This window comes from Bacillus sp. AFS053548 (genome assembly GCF_002575105.1).
GTDB lineage: Bacteria > Bacillota > Bacilli > Bacillales > Bacillaceae_G > Gottfriedia.
The window spans coordinates 45,389-67,797 of sequence record NZ_NUHI01000038.1; the positions used below are offsets into that span (position 1 = coordinate 45,389).

The following is a 22,409-nucleotide window of genomic DNA, read 5'->3' on the forward strand; positions in this document are numbered from 1 at the left end:
CCCTCTCTTCGTTATATCTTAATCTCAAATATGGTACTTACACTTTTTCCTCGATCATCTTTCGGGTATAAGTAGTTACCCACTTCCTTGGCAGTATTCCAACAGATTTTGCCATCAGTTTATTTTTAAAGCCTGGAATGATCACAGTTTTATTTTTCATTAAGCCTTCGTAACCACACTTGGCAACTGCTTTAGGATCCATTAAATTTTTAATGAAAATTTTTGTTCCTGTTGAAGCAAGTCCCTCAGTAAGTGGTGTCTTTGTTGACGGAGGACATAATACACTAACTTGAACCCCGGTACCTTTTAGTTCTTCGGCTATCGCTTCAGTAAAAGATAAAACATATGATTTACTTGCCCCATACATCGACATCCTTGGAGTTGGTTGAAAAGCTGCTGTTGAAGCAACATTTAAAATTTTACCGTGATTTCGCTTAATCATTTCATCCGCTATAAGTCTAGTTAAATAAGTTAAGGAAATCATATTCAGTTGCAAACATTCTATTTCTTTCTTAATATCTAATTCTGTCATTAACCCTAATCCGCCCGCTCCAGCGTTATTAATCAATATATCAATATTGGTTCCTTCCCTTTTTAGGTATGTATACAAGCTCTCTACAGTTTCATGATTACTTAGATCACCGACAAAAGTATGAACCTCTATTCCGTATTCCTTTTTAAAAAAACCAGCTTGATTCTCCAACATCACCTCATCTCTAGCAACTAAAACTAAATTATAGCGATGACCTGCGAAAATCTTTGCAAATTCCAATCCAATACCTTTTGTAGCGCCTGTAATTAAAACTGTTTCAGCTGGCATATTTAGATGAACCTCCTCGTTTTTAAATATTCTAAATTTTAAAAATACTAACTTATATTTAATTATACTCATAAGTAATAGTTAAATAAAATTAAAGAATTTAACTTACAAGTAAGCCTTGCTTATATACAAAAATCTTAAGATTATTATTCATAAAAAAAGAGAACCCTTTCGTCACTGGACGTTTTTAGATTCTCTTTTCATACACTATTTATTAAAATTTAGTCACATCAACAGGTTCGATACCTTCAGCTGCACAATATTCATAGTATCTATTTAAAAATGTTTCCCAATTATCTCTAGCAAGAATTTCACCATTCTCACCGATATAATCCAATGTTCCTTCTACAATATTAAAGGTAATAACATCATCGTCACCTACTGCTGTAGGTGTATGTTTCGATCCAGCAGGCTCATAAACAACGTCACCTGGTTTAGAAATCCAAGACTCTTCTAGATATCTCCACGTTCCTTGAACAGTATATACAATAACTGTTCCAGGATGGAAATGTGCAGGTAGCTGCATTTTCGCAGGTACATATAATAATGTAAGAGTTTGCCCTGTTACAGGGTTTGCTTTCAGTAATTTAAACTTTGAATCTCCAAAATAAGGAATCCAAGGCAACTCATCTACATTAATATTTCCAGCATGGTGAACTACTACTTCTTTTACATCCTTTACATTACTCACTTAAATCCCCTCTTCCAACTAATGTTTTTTTAAAATTCGTCTATCGTAGTCCCTTACATTAGTATGACAACTTAAAACTACTTCGAATTTATTATTATCAGTATATTTATAATTTTCTGTAAAGTAAAATTAGTATTTCTAACTTGCATTTAAGTTTGGCTAATCTACATTACTAGGTTATATTGATAAAATTTACTTAGCACCCAGGCCTCCATCAAGTACTAATATTTGTCCTGTACAATAGTCAGATGCAGCTGAAGCAAAATATAGGGTCGCACCTACTAAATCGTGATCACTACCTAATCTTCTAAGTGGAACTTGAGTAGCAATGAATGGACCTGCTTTATGTACAAGTGTTCCAGGTATTTCTGGGTTATTCATTCCTGTAGTGAAAACTCCTGGAGCAATTGAGTTTACATTAACGCCGTGGCGCCCCCACTTAACTGCTAAGTCCTTCGTTAAAGTCATTACGGCTCCCTTACTTGTTGTATATCCAACAGAATCTACAGCTTCAGGGTCAACACCTTTAAAGCCTATACTAGAAGAAATATTGATAATTTTTCCATATTCGTTATTAATCATATGTTTGCCGACTGCCTGACACATTAAAAAAGTTCCTGTAACATTCGTGTTAAGCATGGATTGCCATTGTTCTAAAGGCATTTCTACAGCTGGCGTTTCATAAACAGTTCCACTACTATTTACTAAAATTTCGATGGTTCCAAATTTGGAAATAGCTTTTTCCAATCCTTTTTCAATTGATTCGGGACTAGTTACATCTAATGATATCGCTAACGCTCGTCTGCCTAATACCTCTATTTCTTTCACGACTTCCTCGCAAACTTCTAAACGTCTAGAACAAACTACCACATTTGCCCCCGCTTCTGCTAATGCTATTGCCATTACACGACCTAACCCACTTCCGCCTCCTGTTACGATCGCTGTCTTTCCCGTTAATTCAAATAATTGTGCTATTGACATTCTTCTCTTCCTCCTAAAATTAAGAATATTCTAATTTTTTTAAAATCTTATTGATATTGATTATACATATAAATTATAATGAAAAAAAATTAAAGATTTTAATGTGTAAGTTAGTATCATTAATATTCAAAAAAAGGGGACAACCATGAATATTGAGCAATTAATCTATATTGTTGAAGTCGCAAAATACAGTTCCTTGTCAGTGGCTGCACAAAATTTACATGTTACACAATCAACAATTAGCCAGTCCATAACAAACTTAGAAAAAGAGCTAGAAATGAAAGTATTTAAACGTTCACGTGGACATGGCGCGGTTCCAACTGATGAAGGAAGAGCCATTTTAAAACTTGCCTATGAGGTTCAAAAGAAACTTGAGGAAATAAAGGAGACAGCTAACTTATTTAACTCTACCGAGGTGGGTGAGCTTAATATATCTTCTTTACCTGGTTTAATGACATTTCTTGTTAAAGCAATCTCTATTTTCAGTCATGATTATCCTCATGTAAATCTTGAGATTACTGAAAAAAGTGGTACATCAGTGATTGATGATGTTAGACAGCATAAGACTGATTTTGGCCTAATTACATATTCAAATGATTTAGGGGTAAATATGGAAGGGATCGCTTTTGAAGCACTCCTTGATGGAAAGCAAAAAGTATACGTTTCAAAGCATTCTCCTTTAGCCATTCTTGGTTCTGTTACTCCAGAAGACATTTTCGATCAAACGCTCGTCATATATAAAGGCGAATTAATGCAATATTTTATCCAAGATTTTTTTAACAAATATAAACCTTTGAAAATCCTATTTACAACAAATAATATGGCCGGTCTTCTCCAAGCCGTCAATGAAAACCTGGCAATTACATTTGCCCCTGATTTTGTCATGCAAAATTATCCATCAGTTATTAATGGTGATATTATTCCAATCGATTTAGTGAACCATAGTACTGTTAACATTTCTTTAGGATTAGTTCGATCAGAAGATAAACACTTATCTACATATGCTAACAAATATATTCATTTTCTAAAGTCGGAAATTATGAATAGCTAAAAAAAGAGAAGCAACTGCGTTCAAAGTGGACGCGAAAGCTTCTCCTTTTATTCGAAACTATTAGTTATCCTGAACTAATATTTTGCTTTAGTTTTAACTTCTTTTTCCAGATCGATATGGTCATCAGCGTAAGTTTCAGTTATTTTATCTTGGCAACTCCAGCAGTTACTACGATTTCTCTCCATAATAGATAATTCTTCATTACATTCTACACAGCAATCGATTCCATCAAAGACTTTTCTATTTTTACACATGGTCTTTCCTCCTCGATTAGTACATACTTTTTATATAATGACTTGTTCCTCTACCTTGATTGTAGTGCTTGCTTGCTTAGCAGGACGCACGGCGATCCAAAATATTAATCCGAAAACAAACATGACTAAAGACGTCACTAAAAATCCGTATCCATATCCTAAAGACTCACTTCCTGCCTTTTCAATAAAATTACCAAATATAACAGGAGCAATAATACTCGTTGAACTTGATATAGCAACATATGTTCCTTGAGCTTTCCCAATGTTTTTAGGTGAAAAGAACTCCATTAACATTGCTGGTGCTAGTGAAAGAATGACAATTGCAAAACCAGGTGCAAGGATGAAGAATAAGATGGAAATTGCACTTGAATTTGCGACACTTCCAATATATAAACAAATAGCGGATGACATCATTGAAATTCCTGCAAGATTTATTCTTGCTTTACGAATATCCTTTGTTTTGCGGTAAATGCGGTCTGAAACTAGGGCAAATGCAATTTGGCAAATAGCTGCAAAGAGAAAAGGTAAAGATACTGCCATTTTTAATGTTTTACCATCAAAATGTTGAACTTTCGAAAAGTATGCCGGAAACCAAACCGCTTGGACAGACAATAACCAATATGCACAGCCTGCGCAAACAGCGGTGAAAATAAAATTCTTAGAAAAAATATGAGGAAAAAACTGCTTCCATGAAACCTTATTTGGTATCACTGTGTTTTTATCCTCTTGCTCATATGTAGGGATCCCAATATCTTTTGGGCTCTCTTTTCCAAAAATCATCCATAAAAGTAGAACAATACATCCGACTGCTCCCATCGCTACAAAAGCAGCTCTCCAACTATATTGATTAATTAATGAGATTAATAGTGGAGAAGCAATTGCAGGTCCGATTGTAGCTCCAAAGAGCACTGCCCCAAAACCAATACCATGTCTATGTTTAGGAAACCATTTTCCAATTATTGAAGTTGAAATAGAAATAGCCGGTCCTTCCCCTGCTCCTAATAGCATTCTTGAAAACATTAATAGAGATAAACTAGATACAAAAGGTGTTGTAAATTGAACGATTAACCATATTAACATAATCCAAGTAAACATCTTCTTCGTGTTTTTAGAATCAGCCATGCCACCAAGAATGAAAGAAGAGATTGTAAAGAACCAGAAAAACGAGCTTCCAACTAATCCCCATTGCGATGGACTTAAATGTAATTCTTTCATTAACGGAACCGAAACTAAACCTATGATGATTTTATCAACTTGATTGACCATGCCAGAAGCAACTAGAATTAATAAAATAATCCAAGAGTATTTTGGTGTGTTCAAAAAAATCTCCCTTTCTTTCCTTCTAATTATTGAACATCTCTAAAAAGCAACCTGTTTTCTAACTTAAACATTTATAACAAATTAACAATTCTCCCATTCTGGTAAAGCGCTTACAAAATTGTTCGATCACCTTCTCTACCAAATGACAAGGATGCCCTTCCCCCCTTTATTTACATAGATTCATTTCAAAACTTTAATCACATTACAATATTCTTTATATTTATTATATTCATAATTTTCAGTTAAATAAAATTAAACATTTTAACTTACATGTAAATATTACTAATATATGAAATACGTACCATTATATCAAAGGAAACTAAACACCACGATATATTAGCACAACTAAATTACAAATTAAAATCTTTAATTTTATATAATTATTATTTATAGGTACAATTAAGATAGATATGAGTAAATACTAAATCATTCAATTTTTCGTAGTACTATTGAATTGAACTGGAGGCTGAACAATGGACTTAAAATTACAAGGAAAAAAAGCACTTATTGTTGGAGGTAGTCGAGGGATTGGTAAAGCTGTTGCCCGCCAGCTAGCTCTTGAAGGTGTAGATTGTACGATTTGTTCAAGAAATGAATCCACGCTAAAGATTGCAGCAGAGGAACTGGCACACGAAACAAATCGAAATATTTATCCAATTATAGCTGACACTACCGATCCAGACTCCATCTTAAATCTTGTAGAAAAATCAGCAGCAGTAATGGGGAGCATAGATATATTAATTAATAGTGGAGCCCGTGTTGGGGGACATGAGCCAGAGGACTTTAATAGTATAAAAGAAGAACTTATTATAAAGGATTTTGAAGAAAAATATATGGGGTATTTTCGTAGCATTAGAGCCGTTGCACCACATATGATTGAAAACAAGTGGGGACGAATTATTAATATCAGTGGACTAGCTGCTAGGATTGGCGGCAATTACTTTAGCTCTGGTCCTCGTAACGCATCTGTCGTCCATTTAACAAAATCTGCATCAATGGAATTAGGAAAGCACGGAATAAACGTCAATGCAATATATCCTGGAATTGTTGATACCGAAACTTTTAGAGACAAAGTAACGAATGAGGAAGCAATTCAACAAGTTAAATCACTAAATTCTCTCGGTCGCTTGATTACCCCAGAGGAGATTGCTTACGTTGTTACTTTCCTAGCATCTCCTTTATCAGCATCAATTACTGGAGAAGTAATACCAGTAACTGGCGGGATCGGAAATACCGTTTATTTCTAATATACTTATTTGAAATGGTTATATGATTTCATAGTTTATAAGTTAATAGTTCAAAGAAATAGAGCCTCACAATTTTTGAGGCTCTTTAAGTGTGTACAAATTCCAAAAAATTGATTCTCACACTGATTGCAAGCGTTTGTCACATTCTGATCGTAAAAATTGATCGATCTTAGAAACCGTCGATTCAATATTGCTCGAAAAGATTGCCATATGTGCAAAAAAACCGTGGATCATACCAGGTTCACACGCATATTCAACTTGTACTCCAAACTTTTTCAACCGATTGGCATAGGCTGCTCCTTCATCTCGTAGTACATCATTTTCTGCCGTAATGATTAATGCTTTCGGAAGGCCACTTAAGTCTTTTGCTATTAACGGAGAAGCGTATTCATCTTTCTTATCCACTTCATTTCTTAAATAATGCGTTCGGAACCAAATTAGCTGTTCTCGATCTAAACCAAATCCTTTTGCAAACATTTGATGTGATTCTGTATTAAACTCAAGATTTGTTGGGGGGTAGATTAAAACTTGTCCAGCAATGCTAGGACCTTTTCTGTCCCTTGCAATCATTGTAACGACTGTTGCGAGATTTCCACCTACACTATCTCCACCAACGATCAATCTAGAGACATCCCCATTAAAGGAAATACCATTTTCATAAACCCACTCCAAAGCTGAAAATGCATCTTCCACTGCTGTCGGAAACTTGTATTCTGGTGCAAGGCGATAGTTTACGGATACAACAATGCTCTTCGTTCTATTAGCAATTAAGCGACAGCTTGCATCCGTTGATTCAATATCCCCAAGAACCCATCCCCCACCATGGTAGTAGATGAATATTTGGAAGGGACCTTGACCTTTTGGCATGTAAACTCGACAATTAATTACTTCTTTATTACTTACTGGAATCATAAAGTCCTCTACTTTTGATAATTCTGCTAAATTTACAAGAGGACGAGGTGACTTTGATAGCATTTCTCTTACAATTTTGGGTTCCAGTTCATGAATAGGTGGCATCTGTTTTAATGCAATTAAAAACTTCTCCGCTTGCGGATCTAACTTTGCCAAACAATATCAACCTCTCTCATTTAAATTACATTACTTAAACTTTTATCCAGACAATTAGTCAGACTAAATGATAAATTGGTGATCTTATTCATGTTATTCCTTGAATAAAATCACCAATTACTTAATAAGCTAAATTTTCACTTGTTCTTTAGCTATTTATGGGTGCCCCACCAATATAAAACTCAAAACCTGGAGCAATTTTACGACCATTTGGCATCATAAGCCATAATCTTAATAAATGACGTTTTTTATCCTCTTCCTCAAAATCTTCAAAATGAGTACGTGAATGGAAAACAGTATAATTATTAACGAATTGCATGTCACCTGGTTCCATCATCATATCGATATGGAAGTTTTTATCATGCGTAAGGGAATCAATAAAATCAAATGCTTCAATTTCCTCATCCGACAAAAGGATACCTGTTTTCGTTTGTGCTGATTGGACATACTGGCGAATATATCTGCAGCTTAATTTACCATCGAAATAGCTAAAGATTGGTGATTGAACGACAGGTGATTGACCTGGCGTTTCCTCTCCACGAAGGTCATGGGCAAATGACCGATAGAGAATATCAAGATATTCTGGGTGTTTTTCCAGAATTTCATTATAAATAGACATCGCACTTGCGATACTACTTAAACCTCCAGATTTTGCTTTACGAAGACATAGTAATCCAACCACATCAGCAAGATCTGTATGATAATCAAGATGTACATTCGTTTGATAACCTCGTACTTTTGTATTATCGTTAAAGTCCTTGCCTACATTTTTAATTTGACCTAGGAGTTCCCCATTTTTACTTTGAATGATTGGCAGTCCTAAATGAAGTCCAAGCCCCCAGTAAATGATACTTGCTTCCTCATCCGTATATCGATCCATTGGCAATCCACGGATTAAAAGAAAACCTCTTCCATTCTCTAGTTCTTCAACAAAGTACTTAATTTCGTCAGCTAGATCAGGAATTGGAAAATCTTCCTTTTTAAAATCAGGTGCTTTTAACCCCCTTTGTTGAACATTTAATACTGCCTTCTCAAGTGCAGCAATTGTTGTGTCGGTTAAAAAATAAATCCATGATTCATCTTTAGCAAGATCAATACCTTTCCAAGCAGATCTCCCTTGAATTTTTTCATTTAAAATGATTGACATTAAAACTCCTCCTTTGAAATTGAAGATTACTAATTTAATAGCCAAATAGTTAAAAATGTTATTTTCAACTCATATTTCTAAGTACTTGCAGATTGTTCTTTAACTACTCAATTGCTCCCCTGACTCATTTATTGCGTTTCTTTGATTTGCGGGATGTACACCAAGCCAAAATACGATTCCTATAATCAGCATTCCTAATGAAGAAAAGCCAAACGCGTAATGATAACCAATTGCTTCAGTTAATGCATGTTGGATAAAGTATCCGAAGACTAGTGGAGCAATAATACTAGCTATACTTGCTAGAGCAATGAATGCTCCCTGTGCTTTTCCAATGTTCTCCGGAGAAAAGAACTCCATCAATATAGCAGGAGCAAGTGAAAGAATTACATACGCAAAACCAGGTGCGAGTATAAAGAAAACAATAGACATCGTAACTGAATTCACACTAATCGCTAGATATAGACAAATAGCAGATAACATCATCATGAGACCCGCAAGATTAATACGGGCTTTACGAATATTGCCTGTTTTACGGTAAAGTCGATCAGATAGCATAGAAAATCCAATTTGGCAAAAAGCTGCAAAAAGAAAAGGCAAGGATACCGCTAGTTTTAAAGTCTGAGAGTCAAACTGTTGAATTTTTGTAAAGTAAGACGGGAACCATACTGCCTGAATGGATAATAACCAATATGCACAGCCACCGCACAAAACGGTTAATATAAAGTTTTTAGAAAATAGATGCGGAAAAAACTGTCGCATTGAAACTTTAGGCAGGTTAGACTTGTGCTCCGTTTGAAGAATGGCTGGTAGGCCAATTTCGGTTGGACTTTCTTTACCGAAAATTAACCATAAAACTAATACGATCAGTCCAAGAGCACCCATCACTAAAAATGCTGATTTCCATCCATGTTTATCGATTAATGATATCAATAATGGAGAAGCAATAGCCGAACCCCCGGTCGTTCCTAAAAGAACCGCACCAAAACCTATACCATGCCTATGTTTTGGGAACCATTTTCCCATGATTGCTGTAGAAAGAGCAGGAGCTGGACCTTCACCTAATCCTAAAATCATTCTTGTTATCAAAAGCAAAGTTAGGCTAGAAGCAAAAGGAGTTGCAAACTGAACAATTAGCCAAACCAATGATAGCCATGTCAACATTTTTTTCGTATTTTTCGAATCAGCCATTCCTCCAAGTATCATTGAAGAAAATGTAAAAAACCAAAAAAATGAACTTCCTACAACTCCCCATTTTGTTGGACTTAAATGTAATTCTTTCATTAAAGGAACAGAAACCAAACCAATGATTATTTTATCGACTTGGTTGATCATACCAGTAAGAACTAGAAATAATAAGATTACCCAAGCGTACTTTGGAGTTTTTGACATACAAGTATATCCTCACTTTTCACTATTTAAGGAACACCTTTTCCCAAAAAGGAAAAGGTGCTCACACTCATTCTTACTGAAGTAAAATTACTTTAAAGTTTCAACAATACCGCCCGCTGTTTTATTGCGTGCAGGTACACCGCCACGACCCGGTTTTCCAGTATTTTCGTCAAAAAACATTGCGAAATCCGGAGAAATTTCACGGCCATTTGGCATCGTGAGCCATAATCTTAATAAATGGCGTTTTTGAACTAGTTCTTCATAATCTTCGTATTGAGTTCGTGAATGAAGAACCGTGTAATTATTTACAAACTGCATATCGCCTGGCTCCAGCATCATATTGAAATGTAAATTTTCATCATGAAGAAGAGAGTCCAGTAAATCTAATGCTTCAATTTCAACTTTTGATAACTGGATCCCCGTTTTCGCTTGTGCTGACTCGATAAATAAACGAACATATCGGCAACTTAGTTTTCCATCATAGTAACTAAAAATTGGTGATGTAAAAATTGGCGATTCTCCTGGCCCTTCTTCTCCACGGCGATCAAAGTTAAAAGGACGACAAAGTATTCCTAAATATTCAGGGTTCTTCTCTAGAATCTCATTGTAAACTGCCATCGAGCTTATAATGCTACTCTCCCCCCCTGATTTCCCTTTTCGTAGACTTAACAAACCTACTACATCAGAACCATCAGCGTGAAAAGGAAGATGCAATTTCGTTTGGTAACCGCGAACGTTTGAACTTTCTAAACTAAGACCTTGATCTCTAACGTGCCCTAAAAGTTCACCATTAGCATTTTGCGATACAGGAGTACCCATATGAAGGCCAAGACCCCAATAAATGATGCTTGCTTCTTCATCTGTATATCTTTCAATTGGTAAACCTCGAATTAATAGAAATCCTCTTCCATTCTCAAGTTCTTCAACAAAGTAATCAATTTCATTTAAAAGATTTGGCACTTGGAAGTCTTCTTTGTTAAAGTTTGGTGCTTTTAAACCCTTTTGTTTAACATGGGCTAGTGCGTTTTCAAGCTCAACAATTGTTTCCTCAGATAAGTAATAAATCCAAGATTTATCTTTTGCTAGGTCTGTACCTTTCCAAGCTACTGGCCCTTTAACCTTTTCCTTTAAAATTGTTGACATAATGAATCCTCCCTTTATGAATGATTTATTTGTTTACTTTACTTCAGTCAATTCTCTTAACTCTCTACGCAAAATCTTTCCAGTTGAATTCTTTGGTAGCTCTTTAAAAAATTCTACATATTTAGGAAGCTTGTATTTAACTAGCTTATCTTTACAAAATTGAATAATATCGTTCTCTGTAAACCGTTCATCTTTAACTACGACGTATGCTTTTACACTTTCCCCGTATTCTTTATTAGGTACGCCCACTACTGCTGCCTCTACAACTGCGGGATGTTGATATAGTACTTCTTCCACTTCACGAGGATAAACATTGTAACCTCCAACAATAATCATGTCCTTCTTTCGGTCCACAATGTAGATATATCCATCTTCGTCCATTGTTGCGAGATCACCGGTGTAAAACCACCCGTTTTTAAAAGCGGCCAATGTAGCTTCCTGCATCCCTAAATATCCCTTCATTACATTTGGTCCTTGAACAACTAATTCCCCAACCTCACCTCTTGGCAATTCTTCTCCAAATTTATCTACTACTTTGCTTTGAACAGCTGGAATATTTCTACCGATTGAACCTGATTTCCGAATTCCTTTTAACGGATTAATTGCAACAAGTGGCGCTGTTTCCGAAAGTCCATATCCCTCTAATATAGGTACATTGAACTTATTTTCAAAATTTTGCAGAAGCTCTACAGGAATCGAAGCACCACCTGAAATACATATACGGATGGAGTTGAAATGCTCTGACGAAGCTTCAGGTAATTGATTGATAAAATTGTACATCGTAGGTACTCCTGCAAATACAGTGGCATTTCTTTTTTGAATGGTACTGACTACATCGACAGGACTGAATTTAGGCTGAATTAAAACTGTTGAGCCACAAGCAATCGGTGCGTTCAAACAAACTGTTATACAGAAAACATGAAACATTGGCAGTACAGCAACTACTCGATCGTATTCATCCAGTTCAAGCAATTTTGAAATAGAATCTGCATTCGATGCCAAATTTCGATGTGTTAACATGGCACCCTTTGGTTTACCTGTAGTACCCGAAGTGTACAGAATAACTGCTAGATCTTCTTGATCAACGAATGGAATTCCACTTATATTTGCACTCGATTTCAAAAGGTATTCCCATGTCAATTCCTGTTTCTTTGCTCCTGTATAAATAACTAAATTTAGATTAACTAACTGTTTCTTTACTTCTGATAAAATTGGTTCTACAGATTCATGAGCAATAACTGCTTTTGCTTGACTATTTTCCAATATGTAGCTGATTTCATCTTGGGTAAACAAAGGATTAATTGGAACAACAAATGCACCTAGTAGCAAAGTTCCATAGTATGCAATGAGAAATTCCGGACTATTTCCTAATAAAAGGGCAACTCCATGTCCTTTGCCGATTCCTTGCGCAGACAATCCTGCAGCAAATTGATTTACCTGCTGATTTAATTTCCTATAGGTAGCACTCTGATCACCATAGATATAAGCGATACACTCCGGAAAATTAATAGCGCTTATTTTTAAGTTTTCGTATAAGCTCATTAAATTGAATTTTCCCCCTTTCAACCACTTGGAAGTGTTTTATAAATTGAGTATTTTGAATATTTAAAATATTACTACACTAAGTATACTCATAAATAAAAATGAAATAAAATTAAAGATTTTAATTTGTATGTAAGTTTAATTAATATTAAGGTCATTGTTCAATAGAATAAGCACCCAATAAAACACACTTTATGAGAGTTACTTTCACGCCATTCAACTAGTTAAAAATAAAAAACAAAGCCCATACTTAAAAAGGCTCTGTTTATTTTAGTTAGTTTATAGCTTCTTTTTCTCACTATCGTATTTACTTATTATAACTATAATAATAATTTATTTTCCTTATGATAAATGATTCGATACGATAAATAATATAGAACGCCCTTTAGGAGATGAATACGATGGAACAAAAAGTAATAATTAATTCAAAACCAGAGCAACAAAAAAAGCCTACTAAACAGTTAAATGTTTCAATGATCTTTGGAGTGGCTTTTACATTCATCATTGCTGTTTTAGGTTTTCTGATGGCAAAGTTACCAGGTTTCAATCATGTTGGACCACTTGCATGTGCCATTTTACTTGCTTTAGTGTATAGACAATTTTTTGGTTATCCTGAAAAATTGCGTACAGGAATTCAATTTTCTTCAAAAAGACTTTTAAGATTTGCCATCATACTGTACGGATTAAAACTAAACATGGTTGTCATTTTTAGTGATGGTTTGCCTTTATTACTAAGAGGAATGGGAACTATCATATTTTCGATTGTCGTTCTTATGGCTATTGCAAAATGGCTTAAAGCAGATCTTAATCTGTCTCTATTATTAAGTATCGGCACTGGCATTTGTGGAGCTGCTGCAATTGCAGCCATATCACCTATTATTAAAGCAAAAGATGATGACACAGCGATGGCCGTTGGGATCATCGCATTAGTCGGCACAATTTTTTCCATCATTTATACTTTAATCTATCCTTTATTACCAATTAGCCCAACTGAATATGGAGCATGGGTCGGAATAAGCCTTCATGAGATTGCTCATGTAGCTCTAGCAGCTGCACCTGCAGGTCAGGATGCGCTTGCTCACGCATTGCTAGCCAAACTTGCCCGTGTATTTTTATTGATTCCGGTTTGTTTTATCTTTTTATTTTGGATGAAACGTAAAGGAAAATTAAACGGAGAAGCTAAACTGGAGTTCCCATGGTTCTTAATCGGCTTTGTTATTATGAGTTTTATTGGAAGCTACATCCTTGGTCAAAAAATTCCGGTATCAAATAAAACTATGTCAGACGTTGCTGTTTTTACATCATTTATTTTAACAATGTCTATGACTGGTTTAGGATTAAATATTAACTTAAAAGAATTACGTACAAAATCAATACGACCGCTCATTGCAATCGTCATTACATCTATTCTCTTATCTTTCGTAACATTTTTTAGTCTATAACTCGAACCTTTTTGATGTGATTGGACTTAAGTCAATGCCAAGGAAGATAAAGTTAAATTAATAAAAAAATCAGAGAAACTTTATTCCAGTTTCTCTGATTTTTTATTTTTTATATAAAGAGTCTATAATACATTCGATTTCTTATGTTTTGCTTTCTTCATTGAATTTAATAAAAATCCGCCCTTAAACCTTCTCGCTTCATATGAAATGATAAAGGCATTCGGTTCATATTGGGCAATTAAATCCATAAGTTCAGGTTCTCTACTACGTTTCGTTAATATATCCAAATGATAACGCTCGCTATCTCTTCCTTCTCCTTGAAATACTGTCACTCCAAACCCTTCCTCACGAAGTCGGTTAATTAGCAGTTTATTTTTGTTCGTTAAATTAACTACTAAAGTCGTATATCCGATCGCTAATCGATTTTCTACGTAACTTCCAATTAGAATACCAATTCCAAATCCGACTGCATAAACAATCATTGATAATGTACTTTGGTCTCCAGAAAAAACAAGCGACAATCCAAATACATAAATAATAGCTTCCAAAAAACCAAAAAGCGCAGCTGATACACTCAACCCTTTTACAAGAAATATTGTTCTTAATGTCAAGACAGGTACATAAATCAATTGCAATAATAGAATAAGTAAAATATCCTTCAATGTTGACACCTCAAAGTTTAAATTTTTGGACAGCAGATTTAGGTATGTTATTCGTTTCATCCTAAGCCTTGCTTTTAAACTTTTTTTAAGGAATCAAAGTGAAAGCCTAGTAGAAAATTATTTTAATAATTAAGTTGAACTGATGCGTAAACAAAGTGATTTTTTTTGTATTATTTACCAGTTGTAGTACTTAATTCAACTTGTTCAGTTAAATTCCTGCTAATCTTTTAGGACATTATAAGATTACTGTAAAAATAAACCGATCCTACTATTCTAAAATATCAATTTTGAATATGTTTTATTTAACACGCAAAAAAGAAGATCTACTCAAAAAGTAAATCTTCTTTTATTTATTGCCCATTATTCCATTCCAAAAGAAGTCTATGATCTGTTCAGCCATTTCATCTATTTTAGAGAAAATTGAATTTTGATCTGTATCCCTATAATTTCCAACCGATAAAATTGCAAAGAACAATTGGGTATAGAATTTTGGATTACCTTTAGGTATTTCTCCATTCTCTATTGCCGTTGCGATTGCTTTTTCGATCACATTATACATCATTTCTTCCGCTTTATTCATCTGTTGTAATTGCTCATCTGATAAAGAGACTTTCGCTTCTTTCGTAAAAGCTTTTAAATCAATTTCAAAAGTTGCTCTTAAATGGACTTTAACCATTTCGTTGAGATTTTCTTTTAACGATTTTTCTGTAGATAAAATCACAGCAATTCGATCACTTATTCGAAGCATCATTCGAACCATTGCATCCGTAAAGAGATCTGCTTTTGTTGGATAATAATAATAAACCGTTGCTTTGGTCACACCACACTTCTTAGCTACGTCATCCATTGAAACTAATTGATATCCGTTTTGAAGGAACAATTGGATTGCATTTTCAACGATTGTTGTTTTTGTAGGCTTTTTTTTTGAATCCTGCGGTGGTCTTCCAAGAGGCCGTTTAATTTGTTCCAATTTGCTTCTCTCCTAACCTTTTAATTCCAATTCATTATAACATAATAAAAGTTCTTGAATAATTAACTGACTAGTATATATAATTAAGTTAATAAATTTTACGTGAGGTGAATTCCATATGAAACAGCACCCCTTTCATTCTTGGGGCAAATTTGTAGGTAGTAAACGTACAAGATGGATAACATTGTTGGTGTGGGTCTTATTAACGGTTGTATTATCATTTACTTTTCCATCTGTAAACGAAGTAGAAAACAATACTGCAGATAACTTACCTAAGCAATCCATGTCTCAAAAAGCTGATCAACTAATAAAAAAAGAATTTCCAACTGATTCTGGAAATCCTTTATTAATTGTTTGGAACCGTAAAGACGGACTAAATGAGGACGATTACAAAGTCATTCAAACTGTTTATAAAGAACTTCGAAATAATCCATTAAAAAATCAATTAACATCACCGTCATATGATTTAATGCCAATCCAGGCAATTAAACGAAGTTCTTCAGAGGATGGTTCAACAATCATTACAGCCGTTCTTTTTGACAAAAAAGCAGATGATAAAGTACTACAAAAAAATATCAACTTATTAGAAAAACAAATTAAAAAGAATACTGGTGATGACCCAGTAAAAAGAAAATTAACGGAATCTGGTCTAAAAGTCCGCTTTTCTGGCCCGGTTGGTATTCAAACAGACGCTGTAAGTTTATTTTCACAAGCTGATGTTAAACTTTTATTATCAACTGTATCACTTGTATTAGTTTTCTTAATCCTACTATATCGTTCGCCAATTATGGCGATTGTCCCGTTAATAGTCGTTGGTTTCGCATATGGAATCGTAAATCCATTATTAGGTTTTTTAGGTGATAAAGGTATTATAACGGTGGATTCTCAAGCCGTTTCGATTATGACAGTTTTATTATTTGGTGCAGGTACTGATTATTGTTTATTTTTAATATCCAGATATCGTGAATATTTACTTTTGGAAGAAAACAAATATAAAGCACTTCAGCTCGCGATCAGAGAATCTAGTGGAGCCATCTCGATGAGTGCTTTAACGGTCGTTATTGGATTAGGTACACTCTTATTAGCTCAATATGGTGCTTTCCATCGTTTCGCAGTTCCATTTAGTTTGGCAGTCCTCATTATGGGTATTGCTGCGATCACAATCCTACCTGCCCTTCTTTCTATTTTTGGTAGAATTTCATTTTTTCCTTTTATCCCAAGAACAGAGGAAATGGAAGCATTAAGAGCTAAGAAAAAAGGAAAACCAATTAAAAAATCAAAAATCAAAGTAACATTTAATCAAAAAATAGGAAAACTAGTTACTCATAAACCTTGGACAATTATTCTAGTCTCTATCATTTTTTTAGGAGGGCTAGCTCTATTTGTACCACGAGTACAATACACATACGATTTACTTCAATCATTTCCTAAAGATATGCCTTCAAGAGAAGGGTTTGATTTAATATCTGACCATTATTCATCAGGTTTATTAGCACCTGTTAAAGTTATTATTGATACAGAAAATAAAAATATCCCTGTAAAAAAAGAATTAGAATCACTTTCATTCGTAAAAGATGTGTCTGAACCTATTACAGGTAAAAATAATAAAAACTTACAATTATATGAAATTTCTTTAGTCGATAATCCATATTCTATTAAAGGATTAGAGAGAATACCTCAACTAGAAAAGAAAATTAAGAAACTATTGAACGAATATGATATACAAAAAGTAGATAAACATTACTGGATTGGTGGAGAAACAGTAACGAATTTAGATACAAAAAATATAACTGAACGTGATGAATCCGTGATCATTCCGGTAATGATAGGATTAATTGCATTATTACTGTTAACTTATTTACGTTCCTTTACAGCGATGATTTACTTAATTCTAACCGTCATATTATCTTATCTTTCAGCATTAGGTGCTGGCTGGCTAATTCTTCACTACGGATTTGGGGCTAGCGCGATACAAGGTTCGATTCCATTATATTCCTTTGTATTTTTAGTAGCATTAGGTGAAGATTACAATATATTCATGGTTTCCGAAATCTGGAAAAATAAGAAGAAACAAACTCATCGTGAAGCAGTATCAAATGGAGTCGCAAAAACCGGGGCTGTTATTTCATCTGCTGGATTAATCTTGGCCGGTACATTCCTAGTATTAGCAACACTACCTATTCAAGTATTAGTTCAATTTGGAATTGTTACTTGTATTGGAGTATTAATTGATACTTTCATCGTTCGTCCACTTTTAGTTCCAGCAATTACTACAGTATTAGGTAGATTTGCATATTGGCCAGGTGAACTTTCGAAAAAAGAGTATGATTCAAAACTAGAAATGCAAATAGAAAAATAACGATAAAAAAACATCACAATGCATGAAATGATGCGTTTGTGATGTTTTTTTATTGGAACAATCTTTGTACATTACTTATTAGTTTGATTAAGTTGTTTCATCATCAGATTAATCAATTGATATAGGCCGTATATACCTAAGTAAGAGCCAGCAATTAAAAAATAAATATTAAGAAATACAGCATGAATATTGGTCATAAAAACAACATCATGTTTTATAATCTCATAAATTGATATTGCTGAAATTCCCCCAAAAACTACATAAGAAATGATTGCGATCAAATTAAAGATTGTATTAAACATTCGATTAAATCTAGCCAATCCATTCATAATAATAGGAAAAAAAATAATTGAACAAAATATTAAAGTTTTCAAGTGGTTTACTTACTCCATTTTTTATTGAATTAAGTTAATTTTATTCTTTACCAATTTATATTAACTATCCAAATTGACCGCTCTTTTTAATGTGGACAAATATACAAATTACCCAAGTGTTTTAGTCATGATAAAGTCTATTTGTTCTTCATCACCCATATAAAATGAGTGTGACCCATTGTGAACAAACCTCATTTTTTTATAAAATGCGATCGCATTTTCGTTTTTTTCCCATACGCCTAGCCAAATTTTCTTTTTATTAAGTCCCTCCGCAATTTCTATGGCTTTATTAAACAGAATTTTACCAAGTCCGTGTTTTTGAAATTCCTTCTTGATATAAATCCTCTCGATTTCAAGTGATTCATCACCCATTTCTTCAGATTGGGCATCATCTATATTGATCTTTAAATAGCCAGCGACGGTTTGATTAAAATGAATGAAAAAGAATTGCGAAGACTCATTTAACAATTCTTCTTCTATTTGATTTAAATTAAACGCTCTTTCTAAATAAGCATTCATATTTTCTAGTGTATTTTGATGCTTAAATGTCTCATTAAACGTTTCATAACCGATTTGTTGAAGATTGTGAGAATCCTTAGGACTACACTTTGTTATATTGATCGTCATATATTAATCGTCTCTCCTCTTATCTAATCAATAATTTCTCTTGTTTCCTTTTTTTACATATTCCCAGTCTTTTTCTACATTTTTTCTTACCTTTTGAAGAAGATTAAAAATGGTTTTAACTTCTATTTCGGACAATCCTTCTAGTGCAACGATATTAGAATAATCGTTTTCTCTTTTTATAAATGGATAAACATTTTCCCCTTTTTCTGTTGCAAAGAGTTTTTTTATTTTTTTGTTCTCTTTGTCCTCTTTCTTTTCAATAAATCCATTCATTTCAAGTTTTTTTATAGCACGCGCTGCTGTAGTTCGATCTACTTTTATCATCTCAGCCAATTTTTCTTGAATGATTCCTGGATTCTCAGCTATTCGCACTAAATATAAATACTGCCCTTTTGTAAGGTCATGCTCTTTAAATTCAATATTACTAATCGAATCTAGAGCCCTTGCGATCATTCCTATTTCCCGAAGAATTTCCTTCATAATTAACTCCTTAGTATTAATTTTGTTGTAAATGCAATAAAAATGGTATATATTGAATTTAACTTATTTTTGTTGCATTTGCAACAAAACAAAAAAATTTAATTAAAAGGGACTGATAAAAATGATGAATACAAAAAAAATAATGAATGAAGAAGAGCTAAAAATAGCATTTGAAATAAGGAAAGATATATTTGTGAAAGAACAAGGTGTACCTCTAGAAGATGAATTTGACCAATACGACAAATTAAATGGAGATTGCGAACACATATTAGTGCATTACAATGAACAACCAGTCGGAACAGGAAGAATTAGGTTTGTTGATGGAGTAGGTAAATTGGAAAGAATCTGTATCCTGGAGTCTTTCCGAAAATTTGGTCTTGGCAAAAACATTATTAAAGCTTTAGAAGAAATTGCAGAAGAACAAGGAGCTTCGCAAGTAAAATTGCATGGCCAAACACATGCAGAAGGTTTTTACAAAAAACTTGGTTATCGAACTTCCTCTGAAGTCTTTATAGAAGACGGTATCCCTCATATTCTAATGCTAAAAGAACTAACTAAATGATAATGCGATTAATTAAAACGAAATATGTTTTTTACGTATTAGGAATTTTAATATTAACCTTAGGTATTTCAATCAATATACAATCTAACCTTGGAACTTCACCTTTTGATGCGCTTTTAGTTGGGTTATCCAAAAATGTGGGGTTGACTGTAGGAAGTTGGGAAATAATGATTGCTTTACTACTAATATGTATAAATTCTTTTTTAAAAAGACAAAGACCAGAATTTTTAGGATTAGTAACTGCCTTTATTACGGGTATCGGTATTGATATGTGGCTTTATTTATTACACAATTTAGTAACACCTGAAATTTGGTATAGCAAAACAGCTTGTTATAGTTTCGGATTAGTTATTTCAGGACTCGGAACAGCAACCTATTTACACACAAACTTTGCACCAATTCCAGTGGACCGATTAACATTAATTCTACAGCAATTAACTAGAACAAATATCTTTTTTTCTAAAACAATCATTTATCTCATTTTCTTAATAGCTGCATTAATTTCAAATGGACCAATCGGCATTGGGACGATACTAACCGTTTGTTTTGGTGGGTTAATACTTAATTACTTTATGCCACTTACAAAAAAGTTTTTAGACCGCATATTATCTCAACATAGTACATCTTCTAACATTGAAAAAGAGAAAAATCTTTCTATATAGAATGTACTAGATTACTTTTACTCATAAATCTACTGTCTTCGGAAACACTATCCTTGGAGGTGAAGCACATGAGTAAAAAATCATCTGGAAAAGGACAAAAAGCTCCAAGTGTTAATCCACAAGGATACGGAAAAGACGTTGAATTTTCAACTGAGCCTCAAAGTGAACTACAGAATTTAGCAAAAAAGTCGAACAAAAAATAAACTTTGCTACTAAAAACAACCAGGGTAACCCATAACAGGGCTACACTGGTTGTTTTTTAATTAATTCTATAGTGGGGGTTTTGTACCAATTACGACTGTGGCGTCCAATTCATTATTGTGTATTAACCTGGCTATTAATCCATAGTGATTAAAAATTTCAACTGTTTGAGGAGCCTGAATTTTACTCGTCTCTATTAATAAATGCCCGCCTGAAGCTAACCAGAGAGACGCATTTTCTGCCACTTTTCGATGGATATCATTTCCATCCTTACCACCATCAAGTGCTACTTTTGGCTCATACAGCCGTGCCTCCTGAGGGAGTGACTTTATTGCCTCAGTTGGAACATATGGTGCGTTCGCCACTATAATATCAACATTCCCAAGTAATTGAGGTGGCAGTGGATGATAAAGATCGCCTTCATATACAAGACCACCTAGTTTAGAAACATTACACTTGGCACACTGGACTGCAGTAGGATCAATATCGACCGCATATAACGAAACCAACCCTACTGCCTTGGAAATCGCTACACCTACTGCACCAGAACCACAACAAAGATCAACCACTTTGACACCAGATACAGATAAGTCAATCGCATTTTGAGCAAGAAACTCTGTCCGACGGCGAGGAACGAAGACACCTGGGACTACTGCAATCCTATTGCCATAAAACTCCGCCCAACCTAGGATATATTCTAACGGTGAACCAGTTACTCGAAGATTTACCATTGTTAAAAGTTCTTCCAAAGTATCAGCTCCAGAAATAAGAAGCTGAGCCTCTTCTTCTGCAAAAACGCAACCAGCATTCCGGAGTTGCTTGATTATACTATTCTTAATTTGGTCACTACAATAAGTTTCATTTTGCTTTAATATATATATCACCCAATCTTATAATGTTTATAATTGGGAGTTCGTTAAATGTAAAAAAATACCTTCTTCAATTTAAATGTCTTTAATGTGTACATATATAAATAAACAAAAAAAACAAAATAACCTTCTATTGATATATTTCAGGTTTATCCACAAACTTTATAGAGTTATTTAATATTTAAACAGATAACACCTTTAAACATCGGTTATCGTTCAGTAGATTTCCATTAAGTGATATGGCAGATGCATTGTCATTTTTCAACTATTATTTTAGGATTTATATATTCTACGTTTAATAATTAATAAGACTATTATCTTTTCTTTTATGTAAAAATAGTAAGAATAAAAATAAAGGTGAAGGTAATGATTGGAACAATTGAAGTCATAAATCGAACTCTTTCAGCATTACGCGTAAACAAAAAAAACTTAACCGTTGTTTTACTGTAAAAAAACATATAACAACGGTTAAGTCTTTTTATAAATGATCAATTTTAGTTTATTATTTATCAAAAAATCATTTTGTCGGTCAAGCCACTATTATTGTG

At 33.9% G+C, this 22,409-nt stretch carries 23 protein-coding genes; 7 read left to right on the top strand and 16 right to left on the bottom strand.

The genetic code is table 11. From position 1 onward, the window contains the following. Positions 1-37: 37 nt before the first annotated feature. The 3 genes from CN946_RS19590 to CN946_RS19600 all read right to left on the bottom strand — a co-directional run bounded on the left by CN946_RS19590 (position 38) and on the right by CN946_RS19600 (position 2,492). Positions 38-820, bottom strand: coding sequence for an SDR family NAD(P)-dependent oxidoreductase (locus CN946_RS19590; protein WP_098862626.1), 783 nt, complete (start codon positions 818-820; stop codon positions 38-40). Positions 821-1,034: 214 nt separating this feature from the next. After that, the gene (locus CN946_RS19595; RefSeq protein ID WP_098862627.1) at positions 1,035-1,511 is read right to left on the bottom strand and encodes a 2,4'-dihydroxyacetophenone dioxygenase family protein; all 477 of its coding nucleotides are present in this window, start codon (positions 1,509-1,511) and stop codon (positions 1,035-1,037) included. Between the two features lie 192 nt (positions 1,512-1,703). Then, entirely contained in the window at positions 1,704-2,492 is a 789-nt protein-coding gene (locus CN946_RS19600) for an SDR family NAD(P)-dependent oxidoreductase (protein ID WP_098862628.1), read from the bottom strand. A gap of 145 nt (positions 2,493-2,637) precedes the next feature. Here CN946_RS19600 and CN946_RS19605 point away from each other — a divergent pair, with 145 nt between their 5' ends. Further along, positions 2,638-3,543, top strand: a complete 906-nt coding sequence (locus CN946_RS19605; protein ID WP_098862629.1) for a LysR family transcriptional regulator — start codon at positions 2,638-2,640, stop codon at positions 3,541-3,543. 74 nt (positions 3,544-3,617) lie between these two features. Here the strand turns inward: CN946_RS19605 and CN946_RS19610 are convergent, their stop codons facing one another. Then, complete coding sequence (locus CN946_RS19610; protein ID WP_098862630.1) at positions 3,618-3,797, bottom strand: hypothetical protein; 180 nt, start codon at positions 3,795-3,797, stop codon at positions 3,618-3,620. A gap of 30 nt (positions 3,798-3,827) precedes the next feature. Beyond that, the gene (locus tag CN946_RS19615; protein ID WP_098862631.1) at positions 3,828-5,117 is read right to left on the bottom strand and encodes an MFS transporter; all 1,290 of its coding nucleotides are present in this window, start codon (positions 5,115-5,117) and stop codon (positions 3,828-3,830) included. A gap of 473 nt (positions 5,118-5,590) precedes the next feature. On the opposite strand from CN946_RS19615, the gene CN946_RS19620 reads away from it, so the two are divergent. Beyond that, entirely contained in the window at positions 5,591-6,364 is a 774-nt protein-coding gene (locus tag CN946_RS19620; protein WP_098862632.1) for an SDR family NAD(P)-dependent oxidoreductase, read from the top strand. 117 nt (positions 6,365-6,481) lie between these two features. On the opposite strand, the gene CN946_RS19625 is transcribed toward CN946_RS19620, so the two are convergent. The 5 genes from CN946_RS19625 to CN946_RS19645 all read right to left on the bottom strand — a co-directional run bounded on the left by CN946_RS19625 (position 6,482) and on the right by CN946_RS19645 (position 12,653). Continuing rightward, positions 6,482-7,432 carry an alpha/beta hydrolase gene (locus CN946_RS19625; RefSeq protein WP_098862633.1) on the bottom strand — a complete coding sequence of 317 codons (951 nt, stop codon included), beginning with the start codon at positions 7,430-7,432 and terminating at the stop codon, positions 6,482-6,484. 148 nt (positions 7,433-7,580) lie between these two features. Next, the gene (locus tag CN946_RS19630; protein WP_098862634.1) at positions 7,581-8,579 is read right to left on the bottom strand and encodes a TauD/TfdA family dioxygenase; all 999 of its coding nucleotides are present in this window, start codon (positions 8,577-8,579) and stop codon (positions 7,581-7,583) included. Between the two features lie 99 nt (positions 8,580-8,678). After that, on the bottom strand, positions 8,679-9,968 hold the full coding sequence (locus CN946_RS19635; RefSeq protein WP_098862635.1) for an MFS transporter: 1,290 nt from the start codon (positions 9,966-9,968) through the stop codon (positions 8,679-8,681). 87 nt (positions 9,969-10,055) lie between these two features. After that, the gene (locus tag CN946_RS19640) at positions 10,056-11,111 is read right to left on the bottom strand and encodes a TauD/TfdA family dioxygenase (protein ID WP_098862636.1); all 1,056 of its coding nucleotides are present in this window, start codon (positions 11,109-11,111) and stop codon (positions 10,056-10,058) included. A 33-nt stretch (positions 11,112-11,144) separates the two neighbouring features. Then, positions 11,145-12,653, bottom strand: coding sequence for a long-chain-fatty-acid--CoA ligase (locus tag CN946_RS19645; RefSeq protein ID WP_098862637.1), 1,509 nt, complete (start codon positions 12,651-12,653; stop codon positions 11,145-11,147). A gap of 401 nt (positions 12,654-13,054) precedes the next feature. On the opposite strand from CN946_RS19645, the gene CN946_RS19650 reads away from it, so the two are divergent. Then, on the top strand, positions 13,055-14,095 hold the full coding sequence (locus tag CN946_RS19650) for a YeiH family protein (RefSeq protein WP_098862638.1): 1,041 nt from the start codon (positions 13,055-13,057) through the stop codon (positions 14,093-14,095). A gap of 122 nt (positions 14,096-14,217) precedes the next feature. Here the strand turns inward: CN946_RS19650 and CN946_RS19655 are convergent, their stop codons facing one another. Both CN946_RS19655 and CN946_RS19660 read right to left on the bottom strand, forming a co-directional pair. Continuing rightward, on the bottom strand, positions 14,218-14,757 hold the full coding sequence (locus tag CN946_RS19655) for a DUF2179 domain-containing protein (RefSeq protein WP_098862639.1): 540 nt from the start codon (positions 14,755-14,757) through the stop codon (positions 14,218-14,220). Between the two features lie 346 nt (positions 14,758-15,103). Next, positions 15,104-15,727: a TetR/AcrR family transcriptional regulator gene (locus tag CN946_RS19660; protein ID WP_098862640.1), complete on the bottom strand. Its 624-nt coding sequence runs from the start codon at positions 15,725-15,727 to the stop codon at positions 15,104-15,106. A 118-nt stretch (positions 15,728-15,845) separates the two neighbouring features. On the opposite strand from CN946_RS19660, the gene CN946_RS19665 reads away from it, so the two are divergent. Continuing rightward, a complete protein-coding gene (locus CN946_RS19665) occupies positions 15,846-18,086 on the top strand; it encodes an MMPL family transporter (RefSeq protein ID WP_098862641.1) in 2,241 nt (746 codons plus the stop codon). A gap of 71 nt (positions 18,087-18,157) precedes the next feature. On the opposite strand, the gene CN946_RS19670 is transcribed toward CN946_RS19665, so the two are convergent. The 3 genes from CN946_RS19670 to CN946_RS19680 all read right to left on the bottom strand — a co-directional run bounded on the left by CN946_RS19670 (position 18,158) and on the right by CN946_RS19680 (position 19,567). Continuing rightward, entirely contained in the window at positions 18,158-18,460 is a 303-nt protein-coding gene (locus CN946_RS19670; RefSeq protein WP_098862642.1) for a transposase, read from the bottom strand. A gap of 108 nt (positions 18,461-18,568) precedes the next feature. Further along, entirely contained in the window at positions 18,569-19,087 is a 519-nt protein-coding gene (gene paiA, locus CN946_RS19675; RefSeq protein ID WP_098862643.1) for a spermidine/spermine N(1)-acetyltransferase, read from the bottom strand. A gap of 27 nt (positions 19,088-19,114) precedes the next feature. Beyond that, positions 19,115-19,567 carry a MarR family winged helix-turn-helix transcriptional regulator gene (locus CN946_RS19680; protein WP_098862644.1) on the bottom strand — a complete coding sequence of 151 codons (453 nt, stop codon included), beginning with the start codon at positions 19,565-19,567 and terminating at the stop codon, positions 19,115-19,117. A gap of 124 nt (positions 19,568-19,691) precedes the next feature. Between CN946_RS19680 and CN946_RS19685 the strand changes: the two genes are divergently transcribed. From CN946_RS19685 to CN946_RS19695, 3 genes are all read left to right on the top strand, one after another. Further along, positions 19,692-20,129 (top strand): GNAT family N-acetyltransferase, encoded by a 438-nt coding sequence (locus tag CN946_RS19685; RefSeq protein WP_098862648.1) that lies wholly within the window; start codon positions 19,692-19,694, stop codon positions 20,127-20,129. After that, positions 20,126-20,791, top strand: coding sequence for a YczE/YyaS/YitT family protein (locus CN946_RS19690; protein WP_098862645.1), 666 nt, complete (start codon positions 20,126-20,128; stop codon positions 20,789-20,791). The genes CN946_RS19685 and CN946_RS19690 overlap by 4 nt, the downstream gene beginning before the upstream one ends. Positions 20,792-20,859: 68 nt before the next feature. Further along, positions 20,860-20,994, top strand: coding sequence for a small, acid-soluble spore protein L (locus tag CN946_RS19695; protein ID WP_098862646.1), 135 nt, complete (start codon positions 20,860-20,862; stop codon positions 20,992-20,994). A gap of 66 nt (positions 20,995-21,060) precedes the next feature. Here the strand turns inward: CN946_RS19695 and CN946_RS19700 are convergent, their stop codons facing one another. Next, on the bottom strand, positions 21,061-21,831 hold the full coding sequence (locus tag CN946_RS19700; protein ID WP_286133989.1) for a putative protein N(5)-glutamine methyltransferase: 771 nt from the start codon (positions 21,829-21,831) through the stop codon (positions 21,061-21,063). Positions 21,832-22,409: the final 578 nt, after the last annotated feature.